This window comes from Mesorhizobium sp. INR15, assembly GCF_015500075.1.
Taxonomy (GTDB): domain Bacteria; phylum Pseudomonadota; class Alphaproteobacteria; order Rhizobiales; family Rhizobiaceae; genus Mesorhizobium.
On the sequence record NZ_CP045496.1, the window covers coordinates 3,293,669 to 3,310,879 of the forward strand.

Annotated in this window: 14 protein-coding genes; 5 read left to right on the forward strand and 9 right to left on the reverse strand. The window is 63.8% G+C overall.

The genetic code is table 11. The features are described from left to right. Positions 1-10 precede the first annotated feature (10 nt). The 4 genes from GA829_RS16095 (at position 11) to GA829_RS16110 (ending at position 4,059) form a co-directional block, all read left to right on the forward strand. Positions 11-709 (forward strand): LOG family protein, encoded by a 699-nt coding sequence (locus GA829_RS16095; protein ID WP_195179425.1) that lies wholly within the window; start codon positions 11-13, stop codon positions 707-709. A gap of 136 nt (positions 710-845) precedes the next feature. Continuing rightward, positions 846-1,721 carry a DMT family transporter gene (locus GA829_RS16100; RefSeq protein ID WP_258052315.1) on the forward strand — a complete coding sequence of 292 codons (876 nt, stop codon included), beginning with the start codon at positions 846-848 and terminating at the stop codon, positions 1,719-1,721. Positions 1,722-1,933: 212 nt separating this feature from the next. Beyond that, a complete protein-coding gene (locus tag GA829_RS16105; RefSeq protein WP_195179426.1) occupies positions 1,934-3,604 on the forward strand; it encodes a peroxidase family protein in 1,671 nt (556 codons plus the stop codon). A gap of 53 nt (positions 3,605-3,657) precedes the next feature. Further along, positions 3,658-4,059 carry a hypothetical protein gene (locus tag GA829_RS16110; protein WP_195179427.1) on the forward strand — a complete coding sequence of 134 codons (402 nt, stop codon included), beginning with the start codon at positions 3,658-3,660 and terminating at the stop codon, positions 4,057-4,059. Between the two features lie 25 nt (positions 4,060-4,084). Here the strand turns inward: GA829_RS16110 and GA829_RS16115 are convergent, their stop codons facing one another. After that, positions 4,085-6,007, reverse strand: a complete 1,923-nt coding sequence (locus GA829_RS16115; protein WP_195179428.1) for a hypothetical protein — start codon at positions 6,005-6,007, stop codon at positions 4,085-4,087. 325 nt (positions 6,008-6,332) lie between these two features. Here GA829_RS16115 and GA829_RS16120 point away from each other — a divergent pair, with 325 nt between their 5' ends. After that, positions 6,333-7,553, forward strand: coding sequence for a YcaO-like family protein (locus GA829_RS16120; protein ID WP_195179429.1), 1,221 nt, complete (start codon positions 6,333-6,335; stop codon positions 7,551-7,553). A gap of 6 nt (positions 7,554-7,559) precedes the next feature. Here the strand turns inward: GA829_RS16120 and GA829_RS16125 are convergent, their stop codons facing one another. The 8 genes from GA829_RS16125 to GA829_RS16160 form a co-directional block, all read right to left on the reverse strand. Beyond that, positions 7,560-8,546: an ABC transporter permease gene (locus tag GA829_RS16125; protein WP_195179430.1), complete on the reverse strand. Its 987-nt coding sequence runs from the start codon at positions 8,544-8,546 to the stop codon at positions 7,560-7,562. 208 nt (positions 8,547-8,754) lie between these two features. Further along, positions 8,755-9,729 (reverse strand): ABC transporter permease, encoded by a 975-nt coding sequence (locus GA829_RS16130; RefSeq protein WP_195179431.1) that lies wholly within the window; start codon positions 9,727-9,729, stop codon positions 8,755-8,757. After that, complete coding sequence (locus GA829_RS16135; protein ID WP_195179432.1) at positions 9,726-11,267, reverse strand: sugar ABC transporter ATP-binding protein; 1,542 nt, start codon at positions 11,265-11,267, stop codon at positions 9,726-9,728. The genes GA829_RS16130 and GA829_RS16135 overlap by 4 nt, the downstream gene beginning before the upstream one ends. A 248-nt stretch (positions 11,268-11,515) precedes the next feature. Continuing rightward, positions 11,516-12,553 carry an ABC transporter substrate-binding protein gene (locus tag GA829_RS16140; RefSeq protein WP_195179433.1) on the reverse strand — a complete coding sequence of 346 codons (1,038 nt, stop codon included), beginning with the start codon at positions 12,551-12,553 and terminating at the stop codon, positions 11,516-11,518. Between the two features lie 158 nt (positions 12,554-12,711). After that, positions 12,712-13,626: a sugar phosphate isomerase/epimerase family protein gene (locus GA829_RS16145; protein WP_195179434.1), complete on the reverse strand. Its 915-nt coding sequence runs from the start codon at positions 13,624-13,626 to the stop codon at positions 12,712-12,714. Positions 13,627-13,666: 40 nt separating this feature from the next. Beyond that, positions 13,667-15,199 carry a mannitol dehydrogenase family protein gene (locus GA829_RS16150; RefSeq protein WP_195179435.1) on the reverse strand — a complete coding sequence of 511 codons (1,533 nt, stop codon included), beginning with the start codon at positions 15,197-15,199 and terminating at the stop codon, positions 13,667-13,669. After that, positions 15,196-15,978, reverse strand: a complete 783-nt coding sequence (locus GA829_RS16155) for an SDR family oxidoreductase (RefSeq protein ID WP_195179436.1) — start codon at positions 15,976-15,978, stop codon at positions 15,196-15,198. Before GA829_RS16155 ends, GA829_RS16150 begins: the two co-directional genes overlap by 4 nt. Positions 15,979-16,048: 70 nt before the next feature. Then, positions 16,049-16,942, reverse strand: a complete 894-nt coding sequence (locus GA829_RS16160) for a MurR/RpiR family transcriptional regulator (RefSeq protein WP_195179437.1) — start codon at positions 16,940-16,942, stop codon at positions 16,049-16,051. Positions 16,943-17,211 lie beyond the last annotated feature (269 nt).

Sequence of the window (17,211 nt, forward strand, 5' to 3'; positions counted from 1 at the left end):
GAGAGACATCATGTTTGGATCATCATCCGACAATTCCGCGGACCTGATCGGCCGCTCCTATCCCTTGCAGCGACGCATCGACACGATCTGCGTTTTCGGCGGCGCGATGCCTGGCAACGATCCAGACCACGCCCGCTGCGCCACCATCCTTGGCGAGGCGATAGCCGAGGCTGGAATCCGCCTTGTCTATGGCGGCGGTCGAGACGGCTTGATGGGCCAGGTGGCGATGGCCGCCTTGGAGCGGGGTGGAACCGTGGTTGCCATCACCCCGCAATTCCTCATCGAGCGGATGAACATGCTGTCTTCGGGATGCCAGACCATTTCGGTGCCGGACATGGGTTTCCGCAAGCAGCTCATGTTCGACTACGCGGATGCCTTCGTCGCCTTGCCTGGCGGCATCGGCACGATCGAGGAACTGACCGAGGTCATGACGCTGCGCAAGCTGGAGCGGCATTGCAAGCCGCTTGTCCTGGCGAATTTCAAAGGCTTCTGGTCGCCGCTTCTCGGCGTCTTCGACGCAATGGCCGAAGCCGGCTTCATGAGCGCCTCGATGCGGTGCATGCATCTGGTTTCAGGAAACCCTGAAACCATCCTTCCGCTGCTTCAGCGCGGCGTCAATTTCGAGCAAGACGAGCCGGCGAAGCCGTTCCCGCCGCCGGTCATCCCGGTCTTGCGCGGATCGTTGGTATCAGCGGCCCGCCCCGGATAGTTCGCTGACACCGTAGCAACAAGTCCCGAGCGGCATGCCTTCCACCCCGACGATGACGGGGCAGGCCGGCCGGTCCGTACCCTGAACCCGATCGCAGTCCAGTGGAGCATTGCCCGTTGCGGCGATGAGATCAGTCATGTCCAGATTCAAGGCAAACTCCCTGCTTCTGCTGGCGGCGGCCATTTGGGGCGTGGGCAATGTGTTCCACAAGACCATCCTGGCCCATCTCGATCCAATGGCCGTTGTGTTCCTGACCAGCGTCATTGCCGGCGTGGTGACGCTGCCATTCGTGGTGCGGGAGCGCGACGCCGCTGCCAGTGCCGGCTGGTTGCCAAGCGTGACCAGGGTGGTGCTCCTGTTTGCCCTAGGCTGCGTCGTGCAGCAGATGTCCTATGTCAGCACGACGGTGACGAACTCGAGCCTGCTCATAAGCGGTTCCACTGTCATCACGCCGATCGCCGCATGGCTGATCATGAGGGAGCGGCCCAGCGCGCTGATCATGTGTGTCGCCGTCCTGACGGTCTTCGGATCGGCCCTGCTGGCGGGTGGCTTCAACGGCTCGGCCACCACTGGCGACGCGTTCGCCGTGCTGACGGCAATCTGCTTTGCGGTGTGGACGGTTGAACTCGGGCGTCATGTCCAGGCGCATGGCCGTCCGTTCGCGACGGCGTCCGCGCAGTTCCTCGGCACGGCCTTTGCCACGCTGCCCTTCGCACTGCAGGGCACGATGAGCGCCGAGACGATTCTCGCGGCATGGCCGGAACTTGTCATGCTTGGCGTGTTCTCGACCGCCATCGGCTTTTGCCTGCAGACATTCGCGCAGCGCTACACCACCTCGTCCCACGCGGCGGTCATCTGCAGCGGCGAAGGCGTGTTCGCCGCCATATCCGCCGCTGCCCTGCTTGGCGAACGGCTTTCGCCGGACGGTTTCCTGGGTGCGGGCGTCATCCTTTCCAGCGTGCTGTTCGCAGCCGTGTCGACCGGCCCCAAGCTCAACGCCTCCGTGCCATGACCGCCTCCGCGACTTCGCGCTGGCCTGGCACAGGGCTGTTCGGATCACCTGCCGTGCGGGCCTGTTTCTCCCCAGGGATTCATGCCAAGCTGCCGGCCTGGCCGCATTCATCCATTGGATCGGGCAGGCCAGACCATGTTGATTGGCCAAGCCATCTTGATTGGCCAGACCATCTTGATTGGAAAGCACTCCAGAAAGCGAGACTGGCTCCGATGCTGCATGGTGAAACGTCTGCCTTCGAAGCCGCCAATGTACCGAACCGCTCGGGCCAGGACCTGGACGGCGCGCTCAACGACAAGCCTACCTTGCAGGGGATCAGGCTTTTCCCAACGCTGGCGGACATGCCGATCGCGCTGTTCGAGGCAACGCAGGACGAGAGCGCCATCGACCGGACCAAGGCGGCGTTGCTGGACATCACAACGGAGATGGTCGGCCCGAGCGATGGCCTGGAGGACGGCGATCTCAGCCCGACGCCCGCCGGTTTTACCTATTTCGGCCAATTCGTGTTCCACGACATCGTGTTCAGCGAGGTGTTCGGCTTTCCCAGGCCGACCGGCAAAATCCACCATCTGAAGAATGCGTCATCGCAAGGCCTTGATCTCTCGGGCCTTTACGGACGCGGCCCGGTCGTTGACGGTCATCTCTACGATGTCCCTGATGGCACCGATCTGTCGCCCTGCCGGTTTCCGATCGGCTTGCCCTGCATGAAAAACAGCAAGCTGCCGGTCGACGGCACAAGCGAGCAAGGCCGGGATTTGCCGCGCATCGACATGTCCGGCAAGTTCATGGACGTTGAAGGCCGCCGGGCGCCTTATCGGCCGCTGGTGGCGGACCCGCGCAATGACGACAATCTCGTGCTGTCGCAACTGCTTTGCACGCTGATGCGCATCCACAACCGGATCGTCGATCTCCTGCTGGCAAACGGCACCGTCGATCCTGCCGAGGCCTACAAGCAGGCCAGGGTCTATCTGACGTCGGTCTACCGCACCGTGATCATGAACGACTACATGAAACGGATACTGGCTCCGGAAATCTGGGCGTATTTTTTCGATGGCGAGGATTTTCGCGGGCCGGGCGTTTCGACGCTTGGGACATTCAACGCCCTGCCGCTGGAATTCACCTTCGGTGCGTCGCGCTTCGCCCACGCGATGGTCCGGCAATTCTACGTCGTGAACGATACCTCGGTCGAAGAACCCGCCAACTTGCGCAAGATGCTGTCATTTTCCAGTTTGCGCCCCGATGGGGACATTCCCGTTCCCGTGAATTGGATCGTCGATTGGAGCCGTTTCGCCGCGACCAACACACCGTCCAGGGCGCAAAGCGCTCGGCGCATCGGGCCATTCCTGTCGAAGGAACTGACCATTGCCGGCCTGAGCGCGGAACTGGACGGGACGGTCCGGCCGGTTGCCTTCATGGATTGCTGGCGCTGCTACGACCTGAGCTTGCCTTCGGGTCAGGATGCGGCCGGCGCGGTGAAAGCGGCCGTGGGTGACAGCGGCATCGATGTGCCGGTGCTCCAGGGAGACGACATGCTTCCCACGGCGGCGTGCGCCAGCCGCTATGTCTACAACGCCGGCCGCCTGCGGGAAGCCTTGCAGCGACACCCGGACTTCCTGAGCCAGACGCCGCTCTCCTACTATATCATCCAGGAGGCGGCTGTTCTGGGCAACGACGGCACCCATCTCGGGCCTGTCGGTTCGTATGTGGTGGGCGCCACGGTGGCATCCGCCTTGTTCAAAGCTGTCGATGCCGATCTGGCACCGCGCAGGTTCATTCCGGACGTGGAGCCGAAAACGCTGGAAGGACTGCTCGATCTCAGCGATGCTGCAAAAGTATCGGATGAGGTGCTTGGCGGTCTGATCAGCAATCAGGGTCTTCAATAACGCTCCGCGCGGCGGCGTGACGTCGTTCAATCTGGTTTCAGGGGGAAGCGAAAATGGTGAAATTCAAGGATGTGCAGTTCGAGGCGCTTGGCGAATTCATCCGGGACCTGATCAAGGACCCGAGCAAACAGGTGGTCTTCAGAAGCGGAGATCAGAAGGCAATGAAGGATCTGTTGCGTGGCTTCATGACGCCCAAGGACAAGACGTGGGAGGAGATCACCATCGTTCCGCATTTCGACGAGAACCTGGTCGCCCACATCGCGTTTCCCTTCACCGGCGACGTTGAGGAAACGATCGTCACCATCGCACCTGATGTAGGACCCGGCGAGGATTATACATTTCCCGATCACTACAAGATCGATCCGAATGCCGGCCCGCCCGACCAGAAAAAACAAAACCGCTTGCGGGCATATTACAGCCGCCTGGGCGACTACGTGATGTCACGCTGCAAGTGAGATCGCAGGGGCGGGCGGCTGCTCCTTAGCCGGACTGCGCCGCCAGCTCGATGCCGCGCGCCAGCTTATCCTGGTCGGCTGGAAGCCGGATGGGAAAGGCGGTTTTGAACCAGTCGACGGCAACGAGGCGGTCAGGCCTGCTGTTGCCACTCCACGCGGCGGCAAGGTTGCGCTGGAAGCGCCTGAACTCGTCGCCAGCCTCGCGGTTGCGTTTCAGCAGCGCAAGGGCAGCTGCCGACCAGCCATGGATGTCGGCGAACAGTTGATCGCTCTTGGCCGCGGCCGCCACGCAGCCTTCCAGATCGTCGGCGAGAAACGCAATGGTTGCCTGGTAGCCATGGTAGTGAGCGTCAGGCGTTGGATTGAGTTCGAAGCAGCGCTTTGACAGTTCCACGGCCCGCTCATGATTGCCCATGAAAGAACTGGCCAGGGCGTAGGCGATCAGTGTCGCCGGATTGCCAGCGTTTTGCTCATGCGCCAGGCTGAAATGGAAATCCGCGAGGTCCCAGCGTCGCGCCAGAAGATGGCTCCAGGCCAGATTTACCTGGTTGCGATGGTCGAACGGGTCGAGCAGCACAGAGCGCTTGGAGAGTTCGAAAGCGCGCTTGAGATCCTGCTCGATCGACGGCGCTCCCGGAACGACGATCCAGCGCGAATTGAGCACCGCGGCGAGGCTGGAGTACGCGCAGGACAGGTCGGGATCAAGGCGGATCGCTTCCTCGTAGCGGGCGATTGCAGCCTCTTCAGTGTCCTTTCGCCACATGATCGAAAGCCGCTGTCCGTCCAGCCAGCAGTCATAGGCCGAGAAATGATCGGGTGAAGCCTGCGATATGCGATGCAGCCTGGCGCTGGACAAGGCAATCTGGAGGCGTGCCGAAAAGCGCGCGCAGACCTCGTTGAAAGCCGACCGCCAGGACGATGGATCCGAGGGCACGGTGAGGACGAATGCTTCCTCGCCTTGCAGGAAGTCATAGCAGGTAATCTCGAAGGCGGCAGGCCCACCGGAATCGATCAGACGGATGAGCACACCGATGTCCACGTGTTCGCCCGCCGCCCGACGCACCTGCTCGAACGAGATGGCGCTGCCCTGCAACTCCGTCGACACCGCCGTCCAGTGCCTGAAGCGGGAAATGGAGGCCAGAAGCTCCGTGGCGAGCGCGAATTGGAGATGCTCGTTTTCAGCTTCGCGCCTGGCAATGATGATGGCGATCGTCGGCTTGCCGGGGATGCGGCTGTCGTGATCACTTTGGGCAAGGCGGGAGGCAACCGCCTGCTTGTCACTGCCTTTGCCGGGCTTCTTCAGTGTCTCAACAAGGTGCAGGATCTCGTCCGATGGCCGCAAGTCCATATCCGCTTTGAGTTCGGCCGCGTAGCGCTCGAAAAATGCCAGGGCGCGGGAGTAGCCGCTTTCCTGGCAAACCCTGCGGATGGTCTCCATCACTGCGTCATCGAAGAATGGATCGAGTTGCAGAATGCACGCAGCGATGGACTTGCGCTGTCGGGGGTCCACCTCAGCGGCGAGCCAGGCCGCGAGCCGTGTGACCAGCCTGTCGGTCAGCATGGTTGACTGCATTCTCAGCCAGTTGTCGAAAACGGGATCACAGTCGTCCAGTCCCGCGCAAAGTCCATCCCTGGCCTTGGCCAGCAAGAGCAGGGCGCCGTCATAGTCGCGGGCGTCAAGCGCATGCTCAAGCTCGTCGATGTCGGATCGGATCGCGGTCGGGTCTATTCCCAGGACAAGTTTGTCCACGGAGAGGTAGTTGAGACGGGTCTCGTCCGCGAGGCGGCGGAGGTCCTTGATGCATTGGCGCAGCGATCCGCGCGCATGCTCCTCATCCTGCTCGCTCCACAGCAATGCGGCCAGACGCCCGCGCGTCTCGCGCGATCTGCCGCTCAGCAGCAGATAGGCGAGGATCGCGCAGGCCTTGCGCTTGCCCAGCGACAACATCACCCCGCCCTTGCGAAGCTCGAAACCGCCGATTAGCCTAATCGCCAGACTGTCTGTGGAAATTGGAAACTCCGCCGGCTGCCGTCTTTCCGGCCGACGGGAGTCGGCCTGCTTACTCTACGTAATCAACAGCAGAAGCTAAAACTTTGAAAGAGCCAAGATGCTGTTGCGCGAGCCCCATTGGATAAAGCTCGCTTCGCTGTTGCCCGACATGCTGATCGAGAACGGCGCCGGCCAGCGAGGCCGGTCGATCGCCGATGATTTGAACGTCCCGCGGAGCCTGGCAGCGGCACTTGCTGCCGCGCCCGACAATGGCCTGCCGCTTTTGCGCTTCGCGGCCAGCCGCGACATCGAGATCGAGGTGTTCAACGTTCCGGGCGCATTCCTGGCGATGTCAAACATTGTCCTGAGCGCAGGCCGCCACGAGCGGGTTACTGTCAGTGGAAAGGGCTTTGATGTGGCCCGGGCGGTACTGGCCTGCATTGGAGAAGCGGCGGAGATCGGCAGTTGGATCTGCCGCCCAGAAGACGTCAAGAGCTTCGCGGACACAGGCTCCCTGGGCAACGCAACAAGGATCGATGCGACCGATGTGCTGGGGTTTTCTCCCGAACAGATCAAAAATCGCGAGCGTCTCAACAAGGCCTGGCGCGGCTGGGACCGCATCCCTTCAAGGCAGCATCTGGAAGGCGCTCGGCAATGGGTTTCCGTCGCAAGCTTCCACGACGACAGGGCAGCGTTTTGTCCGGCATTTCTCTGCTATGGCCGGTTCGGCGAGATCGCTTCCGGCGATGCCAGTTTGAATGTCGATTCCAATGGCTGCGCGGCGGGGCCAACCAGGGCCGAGGCGAGAACGCGTGCCTTGCTTGAACTGGTGGAACGGGACGCCACGGGGATCTGGTGGCACCGGGGCTGCCTGAGAACGCGGCTGGACATCGCAAAACTCGACGATCCGGAACTGATGTCTCACATCCGGCAGCATCGCTCCGACACGGGGCGCAGGGTCTGGCTTCTGGATATCTCGTCCTTCGAAGCGGCTGCCGTGGTGGCGGCGATCAGCTGCGAGGACAGCGGCGAGGACATGGCGGTCGGCTTCGGGGCCGGTTTCCGCCTGGTAAGTGCGGCCCGCTCCGCGTTCCTGGAACTGATACAGTCCGAGGCCGCCATGCAGGCTCACGCCGAACGAACCGAGAGGCCCCGCCATGCGACGTCAAGCGAAGACGATTGCCGGATGACCCGTTGGAAGCGCTTCGCGGACGTGCGCAACTTTCGCTTCGCCATAGGCAAGCCTCCGCAAGGTCTGGAGACTGTTGGCACCGGTAGCGTCGAGGCCTTGCTGGATGAAATCAGGGAAACCTGCGGCCAGCAGGTCTGGTTCGCCGACCTTTCAAGATCCGAGATCGCAATACCGGTCACGAAGGCAATCTGCGGGGGACTGTCCCATTTCAAACCGCGCTGGGGCTGCCGGCGAAACGCCGTCCTGTCCAACCCCAACGCTTCGAGCCGAACAATCAGCGGCCTTTCGCAGGCCAGAAAACTCCTGATCTGACAGCGCCTACCGGTCCTCCACGATCCGCAAATAGGCCGCCGTCACGAACAGCACGATCAGTCCGAACAGGATCCGCCTTGCGCCTTCCGGCATCTGCAGGATGGTCAGCAGCGTCGTCAGCACGGTCAGGATCAGCGCGCCGATGATGGTACCGGTGTAGCCGCCGCGGCCACCGAAGATCGAGGTGCCGCCGATGACGGCGGCGGCGACGGAGGGCAGGACCAGCGGTTCGGCGAGCGACAGGGACGGGGCCTTGATCAGGCCGATATAGAGCAGGCCGGTGATGCCGGCGAGCACGCTGGAAAGGACATAGAGCGCGGTGATGACCTGCCAGTACTGCACGCCCGACAGGCGGGTTGCGCGCTCGTTGTCGCCGACGGCGTAAAGCAGCCGGCCGAAGCCGGTGCGGCTCAAGGCGAAGACGATGAGCACCGCCAGCGGCACGAACAGCAGCAGGGCGTTCGGAAAGCCAAAGGTCAGGCCGGTGCCGAGCCATGCGAGGAAGTCTGGGATCTTGGCGCCCGACGCGATCACCGTGCGCTGGTAGACCTGCAGGCAGCCGGTGCCGATCAGGCTGGTGCCTAGCGTCATGATCAGCGGATGGACGCGGAAGACGCCGACGCCGATGCCGTTGACGAGGCCGATCAGCACCGCCGGCATCATCGCCAGCAGGAAGGCCACCGCCGGATCCTGATTGACCACCTGCGTCGCCATGATGAAGGCCGCCATCGTTGCCACCGTGCCGACCGAAAGGTCAATGCCGCCGGTCAGCATGGTCATGGTCTGGCACCCCGCCAGGATTGCCAGCGGAATGGCGAATTTGATGGTGTTGGCGATCCAGCGCTCATTGACGATGCCGGGCCGCAGGATCTGCAGGATCACGACAAGGATGACGAGCAGGATGATCAGCGGGATCAGCGGCCGGTCGGCCATGAAGCGTTTGACGCGGCGGCCGAAGGGCACGGGCAGGGGCGTGATCGCGGTGGTGCTCATGGGGTGGCTCGCGATTGGGGTGGGGCGACGCATCTCTCCCTTCTCCCCTTGTGGGAGAAGGTGGATCGGCGCGCAGCGCCGAGACGGATGAGGGGTGGGTGACGGAGTGAGGCTTTGGCGTTCCCTGGAACACCCCTCATCCGACCTCGCTCCGCGAGGCCACCTTCTCCCACAAGGGGAGAAGGAAGAAGCGCGTGCGGATGGCCCCTCATGACTGCCGCCCCCGCATGGTAATAAACGCGCCGAACATCACCACGGCGACCATGATCAGGCCCTCGATGATGGCGGTGACGTTGGGGTCGATGGCGAGCAGCGTCAGGTCCGTGCGCACCAGGCGCAGCACGAAGACGGCGACGATCGGCCCGAGCAGGCCACCCTTGCCGCCGCCAAGCGCCACGCCGCCCAGCACCACCGCGGCGACGCTGGCAAGCAGATAGGGGCCGGGGATGGGGGCGCCGATGCCGGTGCTCATGGTCAGCGCCAGACCGCCAAAGGCAGCGAAAAGGCCCGACAGCGCATAGGCGATGATGCGGGTCCGGGCGACCGGCACGCCGCTGCGGAAGGCCGCCAGCTCGCTTGAGCCGATGGCGTAGATGGAAAGGCCAAGCCGCGAGCGCCTGAGCGGTATCCAGATGACGCAGAGGCAGACCACAAGCAGCAGCAGCGCCTTCGGTATCCAGGCGTCGATGCTGTCGGGAAGGCCAGGGATCGGCACTGTGCCAACGATCAGGCCCTTCAGCCATTCGGCAGCACCGCCGCCCGGCGCGTCGAGCACCAGCAAGGCGGCGCCCTGCAGCACGAACAGCGTGGCCAGCGTAACGACGATGTCGGGCACGCGGGTGACGACGATCAGCAGGCCGTTGACGGCTCCGAGCACAAAACCCATGGCCAGAACGAAGGGCACCACGAACAGCGCGTATTCCTCGGAGGCGCCCGCCATCATCGAGGCGGCGGTGACGCTGGTCAGCGCCATCATGGCGGCGACCGACAGGTCGATGCCGCCGGCAATGACGACAACGGTCTGGGCGGCAACGGCGAAGGCATAGGGCAGCACGGCGCGCACCAGCGAGCCGAAGTCGCCGCTGCCATAGCCGGGCTGGATCAGCTTGGTGATGATGAACAGGGCGATGAAGAGGGCGAACAGGCCGGCGACCCAGCCCTGGCGGCGCAACAGGTGGCTCATGGCGCCGCCTCCGGTGCGGGAGAGCTTGGCGCGGCAAGGATGCCGACATCCGCCTTGGCGCCGCGCGGCAAGCCGTAAGCGGCGCGCATCAGCGCCGGCTCGTCGGCCTCCTCGACTTTGAAGATATCGACGACACGGCCGCCGAAGATGACGATGACGCGGTCGCAGACACGCTGCACCTCCTCGAGTTCGGATGTGTAGAATAGCACCGACTTGCCGTGTTCGGCGAGTTCGCGCAGCAATTTGTAGATCTCCTGCTTGGTGCCGACATCGATGCCGCGCGTCGGGTCGAAGCACAGGATGGTCTTGGTGTCGGCGGCGATCCAGCGGGCAATGGTTATCTTCTGCTGGTTGCCGCCGGACAGGCGCTGCACTTCGCGCTGGGCGCGGGTATCGATCTGCAGCCGCTCGATGGCGCTGACCACCTTGGCGCGCTCCTGGCGCATGGGAATAGGCCCCCAATTGCGCAAGGCGGCGCTGAAGGGCAGCGCGATGTTTTCGCGTACCGAGCGCTGCATGGCGAGCGCCTCGGAGCGGTCGCCCGGCACATAGGCAATGCCGGTGCGGATGGCGTCGATCGGGTGCGAGAATTTCACCGGCTGGCCGTCGACCTCGATGGTGCCGCCCGATGGTTTGATGGAGCCGGCAAGCGCGGCGAACAGCTCGTCCTGGCCCTGGCCTTCCAGCGCCACGACGCCGACGACTTCACCATCGGCGAGATCGAACGAGACATCATCGAGCTTGGTGCCGACGCGCAGGTTGCGTACGCCAAGGCGCGGGCGGGCAGGGGGTGCGGCAGTCGACTGGCCGGCGCTGCGCGCCGTGACCTTGGTCTTTTCGATGCGCGTGCCGAGCATCAGCTCGACGATCTTTTCCTCGACGCCGGGCACGATATCGACGACGCCGACGGTTGCGCCATCGCGCAGCACGGTGGCCCGGTCGCAGAGTGCCGAGATCTCGACGAAGCGGTGTGAAATGAAGATCACCGCGCGGCCGCTGTCGCCCTGGCGGCGCACCACTTCCAGCACTTTCTCGGCGAGATTGGCGGGCAGCGCCGCGGTCGTCTCGTCAAGCAGCAGCACGTCGGGTTCGACAGCCAGCGCGCGTGCCAGATCGAGCACGCGCAGCACGGCCAGCGGAATGTCGCGCGCGGTCTCGCGGATGTCGAGGTCGGGAATGCCGAGTTCGCGCACCCAGGCGCGGAACGGCTCGACCGGCGTGCCGGTGAGGCGCAAGTTGGAAAGCACGTCGAGATCGGGGATCAGCGACGGTTCCTGGTAGACGGGAAGCAGGCCGGCCCGGCGCGCGGCGGCGGGCGAGCGTATGTCGCGGGCCTCGCCACGGATCAGGATACGGCCCGACGTGGCCGGAACCGCGCCGGTCAGGATTTTCACCAAGGTCGACTTGCCGGCACCATTGGCGCCCATCAGCGCGTGAACCTCGCCCGGCAGCACCGACAGCGAAGCATTGCGCAGCGCCGCCACGGCGCCGTAATTCTTGGCGACGCCAGTGGCGTCGAGGAGCGGGTTGGTTGTCAAATCGTGCGGTTCTCGATCTATGTGCTCAAATAAATTGCGAACATCGGCGCCGCCCCTCACCTGCCTGCCGGCATCCTCTCCCCGTATAGGGACGGGGAGAGGGGGCTCGTCGCAGGTTTCGCCGATTTTTCAGCGTAGCAAAAAAGGGTGCCGGCGTTGCATCCGCTTCTCTCTCCCCGTCACTATACGGGGAGAGATGTCCGGCAGGACAGTGAGGGGCAGCGCCGACCGGTGGTCGAAGTCCCTGCTTATTCGCCCGGCCCCTTGCATGCGACGATCTGTTCCTTGGTGTAGGTCGTCCAGCCCGGGATCGAGATCGAGACCGGCCATTCGGGGCTGAGCGACGGATCAGCGGCGGCCTTCAGCTTGGCCTTGCCTTCGTCGGTCGCATTGTCCCACAGCTGCGGGTCGACCAGCACGGTCTGCTGTGCCGGCTTCTTGCCGTCGAGGATCTGCAGGGCGAGCGTCACGCCGGCACCGCCGATCGAGCCGGGGTTGGTCACGGCCGCGCCGACGAGGCCCTTGACCGAGCTCAACTGGCCGACGAAGCCGGCATTGTCGGCGCCGACCACCGGCACCAATGGCGCCTGCGATTCAACCAGCGCGTCGACGATCACGTTGTCGATGCCCGACGTCCAGATGCCGTTGATCGGGGTGCCCGTGGCGAGGAACGACAGGATCTGCTGCTTGGCCTGGTCCTGCTGCCAGCCGGTGAAGACTTCCTGTGCAACCTTCACGCCGGGGAATTCGGCCAGCGCTTTCTTGAAGCCTTTGTCGCGGTCAGAGTCGGCGGACGCGCCGGCGGCACCGCGCATGTAGAACACTTCACCCTTGCCGCCCATCTGGCCGAACAGCCACTTGGCGCCGAGATAGGCGTATTGTTCCTGGTTGTTGGAGATGATGTAGGCTGACGGCTCGGTGACGGCCTGGTCGACGGCGACGACGACGATGCCGGCCTTGGTGGCTTCCTCGAGACCGGCCTTGATGCCGGCCGGATCAGCCGGGTTGACGACGATGGCGTTGACCTTGGCGCTGATCAGGTTGCGGATGTCTTCCAACTGGCCGGCCGCGTCGGTGTTGCGGTGGGCGATGTTGAGCTTGGTGACTTCGCCCGAGGCGAGCGCCTGCGCCTTCATCGCGCAGACCATTTCCTCGCGCCAGCCATTGCCCTGCACGGTGTTGGAAATGCCGATCGTGTATTTGCCTTCGGCGGACGAGGCGCCTGCCGAGGCCAGGAAGGCCGCGCCGGCAAGCAGCGGGACCATGGTCAGATATTTCTTGTTCATGTCAGACTTCCTCCACTTTGATTTTCAGTTCAGTTCCAAGCCGTTAAAGCGCGCCGCGTAGAAAGAGATTCAGGCGGTGTGCCTCAAGGTCTTGTTGGTTGTGCACGTCGTTGTCTCCAAAACCGCTTCATACTTTTGGGCGACATGCATTGTTCTCGTCACTTCACGAAGGGCCGCAGCACGTCCCGCGCGAGCAGGAATCCGCGCTTCACCTTGTCGTCGCTCCCTTCAAATCGCCTGTCCTCATGCTCGATGATGATCGGGCCATCGTAACCGGCCCGATAGAGGCCCGAGAAGATGACATTCCAGTCGACATCGCCCAGCCCCGGCATGCGCGGCACCTGCCACCCTATGCCAACTGAGAGAATTCCGCGCTCGTAGAGTCCATCACGATCAATCATCAGGTCCTTGGCATGCGCATGCAGCATGTGCGGACCGAACTCCTTGATGAAGCGGGCCTGGTCGATCATCTGCCAGACCAGGTGCGACGGGTCGAAATTCATGCCGACATCACCGCCCCAGGCCTCGAGGATGCGGCGCCAGACGTAGGGCGAATAGGCGATGTTGTGGCCGCCGGGCCATTCGTCATAGCTGAAGATCATCGGGCAGTTCTCGAAGGCGAGCTTGACTCCATGTTCGCGCGCATGGGCGATAATGGCGGGCCAGACCTTGAGCGCTTCCTCCCAGTTGACGTCGACCGTCTTGGAAGCATCGCCGCCGCAGAAGGTGTTGACGACAGGCACGCCCATGTTGGCCGCCAGCACGATCACCTTCTTCAAGTGATCGATGACGGTCTGGCGGTGGCCGGCATCGGGATGCAGCGGGTTGGGATAGAAGCCGAGGCCGGAGACCGAAAGGTTCTTCGAGGCGAGTGATGCCACGATTTCCTTCGCCTCAGCCTTCGAGGTCGAGGCGGCGTCGATATGGCTGGTGCCGGCGTAGCGGCGGCTTGAGCCGGAGGATTTCGGCCAGCAGGCGATTTCGAGCGCTTCGAAACCGGCTGTTTGCGCCCAATCGGCGACCTCGCCAAGCGGTGTCTCCGCGAATGGTGCCGTGAGCACGCCAAGCTTCATTCAATGCCTCCCCTGGCCGTGAATTCACGGCCGATTTCTACTATGCCGATTGTGCTGACAGCTTCAACCGTGCGGCCTCGGTTTGTTCCAGAGCGCGCCTGACCGCCGCCATCGGATCATCCGAGAGCAGGCCGCCGAGCGCTGATGTAACGGTCTTGCGGAAGGTGTCGTTCGTGGCAAGGCCGGGGTCGAAAATCGTGTCGATGGCGAGGATGCCTGACACAAGCGCCTGCGCGTCGCGGCCAGCGGTATCGGCTATATCAGCGACCTTGCCGGCATAGGGATCGGAAACCGGCCAGCGTTTGCCGAACCTCGACGATGCCTGGACCAGATAGGCCATCCAGCCGGCGACCGGCACCGACAGCAGCCCGATGCCCGCCCCCTGGGCCAGGCGGTCGCGGACCGGGTTGAGCAGGCGCTGGACGATCTTCTGCGATCCGTCGGTGGCGATCTGGTGGTTGCGGTGGCGGATCGCCGTGTTGCGCAGGCGGTCAAGGCTCTGCCTGACATAGGCCTGCGGCTCCATGCCGGGCACGGGCATCAGCGTTGGCAAGGTCTCCTCGACCAGCATGCGCCGCACGAAGGTTTCGAGCAGCGGATCGGCAATGGCATCGAACGTATGCTCAAGGCCGGCCAGCACGCCGAGCGTGGCGAGCGTTGTCTGGGCGCCATTGAGCACCCGCATCTTCAGATGTTCGAAGGGCGTGACATCGTCGACGAACGTGGCGCCGACCAGATCCCAGCGCGGCGCGCGGCCGGCGAATTTCTGTTCGATCACCCATTGCCGGAATGGCTCGCCGACAACCACAGCGGCGTCGCGGTAGCCGAACCGCTGTTCGACCGTGTCGATGTCGGCTTGGGTGACCGCCGGGGCGATGCGGTCGACCATGGCCGAGGGGAAAGCAACGTTGGCGTCGATCCATTTGGCAAGGCTGTCGCCGTTTTGTTGCGCGAAGGTCCGCACGACATTGGCCAGGATGATGCCGTTGGCCGGGATGTTGTCGCAGGAGAGCAGCGTGACCGGACGGCCATGCGTTTGCCTGCGCAGGTCCAGTGCCCGCGCCAGGATGCCGGGCACGCTGCGCGGTGCCGCGGGGTTGGCAAGGTCGTGGATAATGTCGGGTTGGTTGAGATCGAGTTCGCCACTCGCCGGAATGTGGCAATAGCCTTTCTCGGTCACCGTCATCGTCACCATCTCGATGCCGGATGAGGAGAGAATCTCCAGCGCTGGTGCGGCACTTGCCTCACTGTCCACCACCTTGACGATGTTGCCGACGACGCGCGCCTCGATGCGCTGGTTCTCGCGGATCAGCCTGGTGTAGAGCCCATCCTGACGGCCGAGCGTATCGGCGAGGTGAGGCGGGCGGATGTTGATGCCGACGACGCCCCAGCGGTCGAACCGATGTTCCAGGAGATCGTCGGTATATTCGGCCTGATGGCTACGATGAAAGGCACCGACGCCGAGATGCGCCATGCCGATGCCGAGCGCGGCACGGTCATAGGCTGGCTTGCGCACGTCCGTGGGCAGGCGGTCGAGCAGTGCAGTGCTGAGTGTTTCGGGTGCCGCGCTCACCGGTTCGCCCCGATCACCGCTTGCTCCTGGTCGATCACGGCGCCGGTCATAGGGCCGGCGGCGTCGGAAATCAGGAAGACGGCGAGGTTCGCGATATCGTTCGGTGTCAGCAGCCTGCCGAAGGGCTGCGCCGCATTAGCCTTGTCGAGCCAGCCCGGACCGTTGCCCAGCGTCTCGGCCTGCATGACGCGTTCGGCCGGCGTGTCGGTCCAGCCGACATTGATGCCGTTGACGCGGATACGATCGAACCGGTGGGCGCTGGCGGCATTCTTGGTCAGCGTCGCCAGCGCGCCCTTGGTGGCGGAGTAGACGGCAAGCTCCGGCGAGCCGCAATGCGCATTGATCGACAGGATGTTGACGATAGCACCGCCCTGGCCGCGCTTCTTCATGTCGGCAATCGCCGCCTGCATCAGAAAGAAAGGCGCACGCGCGTTGACGGCAAAGAGCGATGCCCAGTCGTCGGGACCGGCATCGAGGAAGGAGGCGCGGGTGGTCAGGCCGGCGGCGTTGACCAGCGCGTCGATGCGGCCGAAGCGATCGATGCAGGCCTTTGCCAGCAGGGCGGGCGTGGCGGGGTCGGAGAGATCGGCGGCAACGAAATGCGTCGGTGTGCCAAGCCCCGTAAGCTCAACAGCCGCCGCGTTGCCGCGCTCGGCCTCGCGCCCGGTGATCAGCAGGCCGCCGGCGCCATTGCGCGCGAGTTCCTCGGCGATGGCGCGGCCAATGCCTTGCGTCGCGCCGGTGACCAGCACCACCTTGCCGTCGAGCCGAAGCTCCATCCCGCCTCCCGAACAAATTTTCTATTTTTTTAAATATGGAACGTGAATTCCCGATAGTCAACCGGAGCGGTCAGCCGGCGCGGCGGGCGGCAACGCCGTGAACAAGGGCCATGCCGACCGCCAGCGACGCTGCCAGCGAGCGGAAGCCGGCAAAATCGGACTCCACCACTTCCAGCCAGCCGTCCGACAGCCTGACCAGCGGGCTGAACGTGCTGTCGGTGATGGTGACGATGCGGGCGCCCCGTTCATGCGCCACCGCGACGAGGTCGGGCGTGATCGAATTGTAGGGGCTGAACGAGACCGCCAGCACCGTGTCGCGCTGGCCGATGCAGCCGACCTGATCGAGCGCCGAGGAGCCGACATTGTCGACCAGCACATTGCGCACGCCTTGCTGCGACAAGGTAAGCGACAGATAGGTGGTGACCGGAAAGGCGCGCTTGCTGCCGATGACATAGATCAGCTCGGCGGCGGACAGCAGCGCCACCATCTTCTCGAAACTCTCGATGTCGAAGCCGCTCTCGATGCGGCCGAGCGAGGCCTGCGAGGCTCCAACCATGCCGCGCAGGAAATGCAGGTCGGCATGAGGCTCGGCGGCGGTGCGCTCCTGGCCTCGCCCTTCGGGCCATGATGCCTTCACATGATCCTTGAACAGGCCCTGGAAATCGGAAAAGCCGCTGTAGCCGAAGATCTGGGCGAAGCGCACCAGCGTCGAGGGCTGCACGCCGGCCTGATCGGCCACCTGGGCGATGGTGCCGAGCGCCACGTCGCTGGGGTGCTGCCACAGGAAAATGGCGACCTGGCGCAGGCGTTTGGGGAAATGCACGGTGCCGGATGACAGCACCGCGCGCAGTTCCTCATAGGTCTGTGGCTTGATGTAACCGAGCGCCGCCAGCGAGCGGCCACGCTTGCGCGTCGCGGCCTCGTCGACGCTCGATCGTTGTGAATTTTTCTGCGCTCCACCCATGGCCGCAGGCTAGCGCGGCATGATCGTTTTACAAAATGGAAATTGGAAATCATATTCGAAAGTGCTAGCGCATGTCGCCCAAAAGTGCGCAGCGGTTTTGGGCCAACGACATGCGCAAAGGAAGGCTGCATGTCGCCCAAAAGTGCGCAGCGGTTTTGGGGTAACGACATGCGCGGGGGTAAGCTGCATGTCGCCCAAAAGTGCGCAGCGGTTTGGGGCAACGGCATGCGCGGGGACAGACCGCACTTCCGCCCTAAATGCCGTCAGAA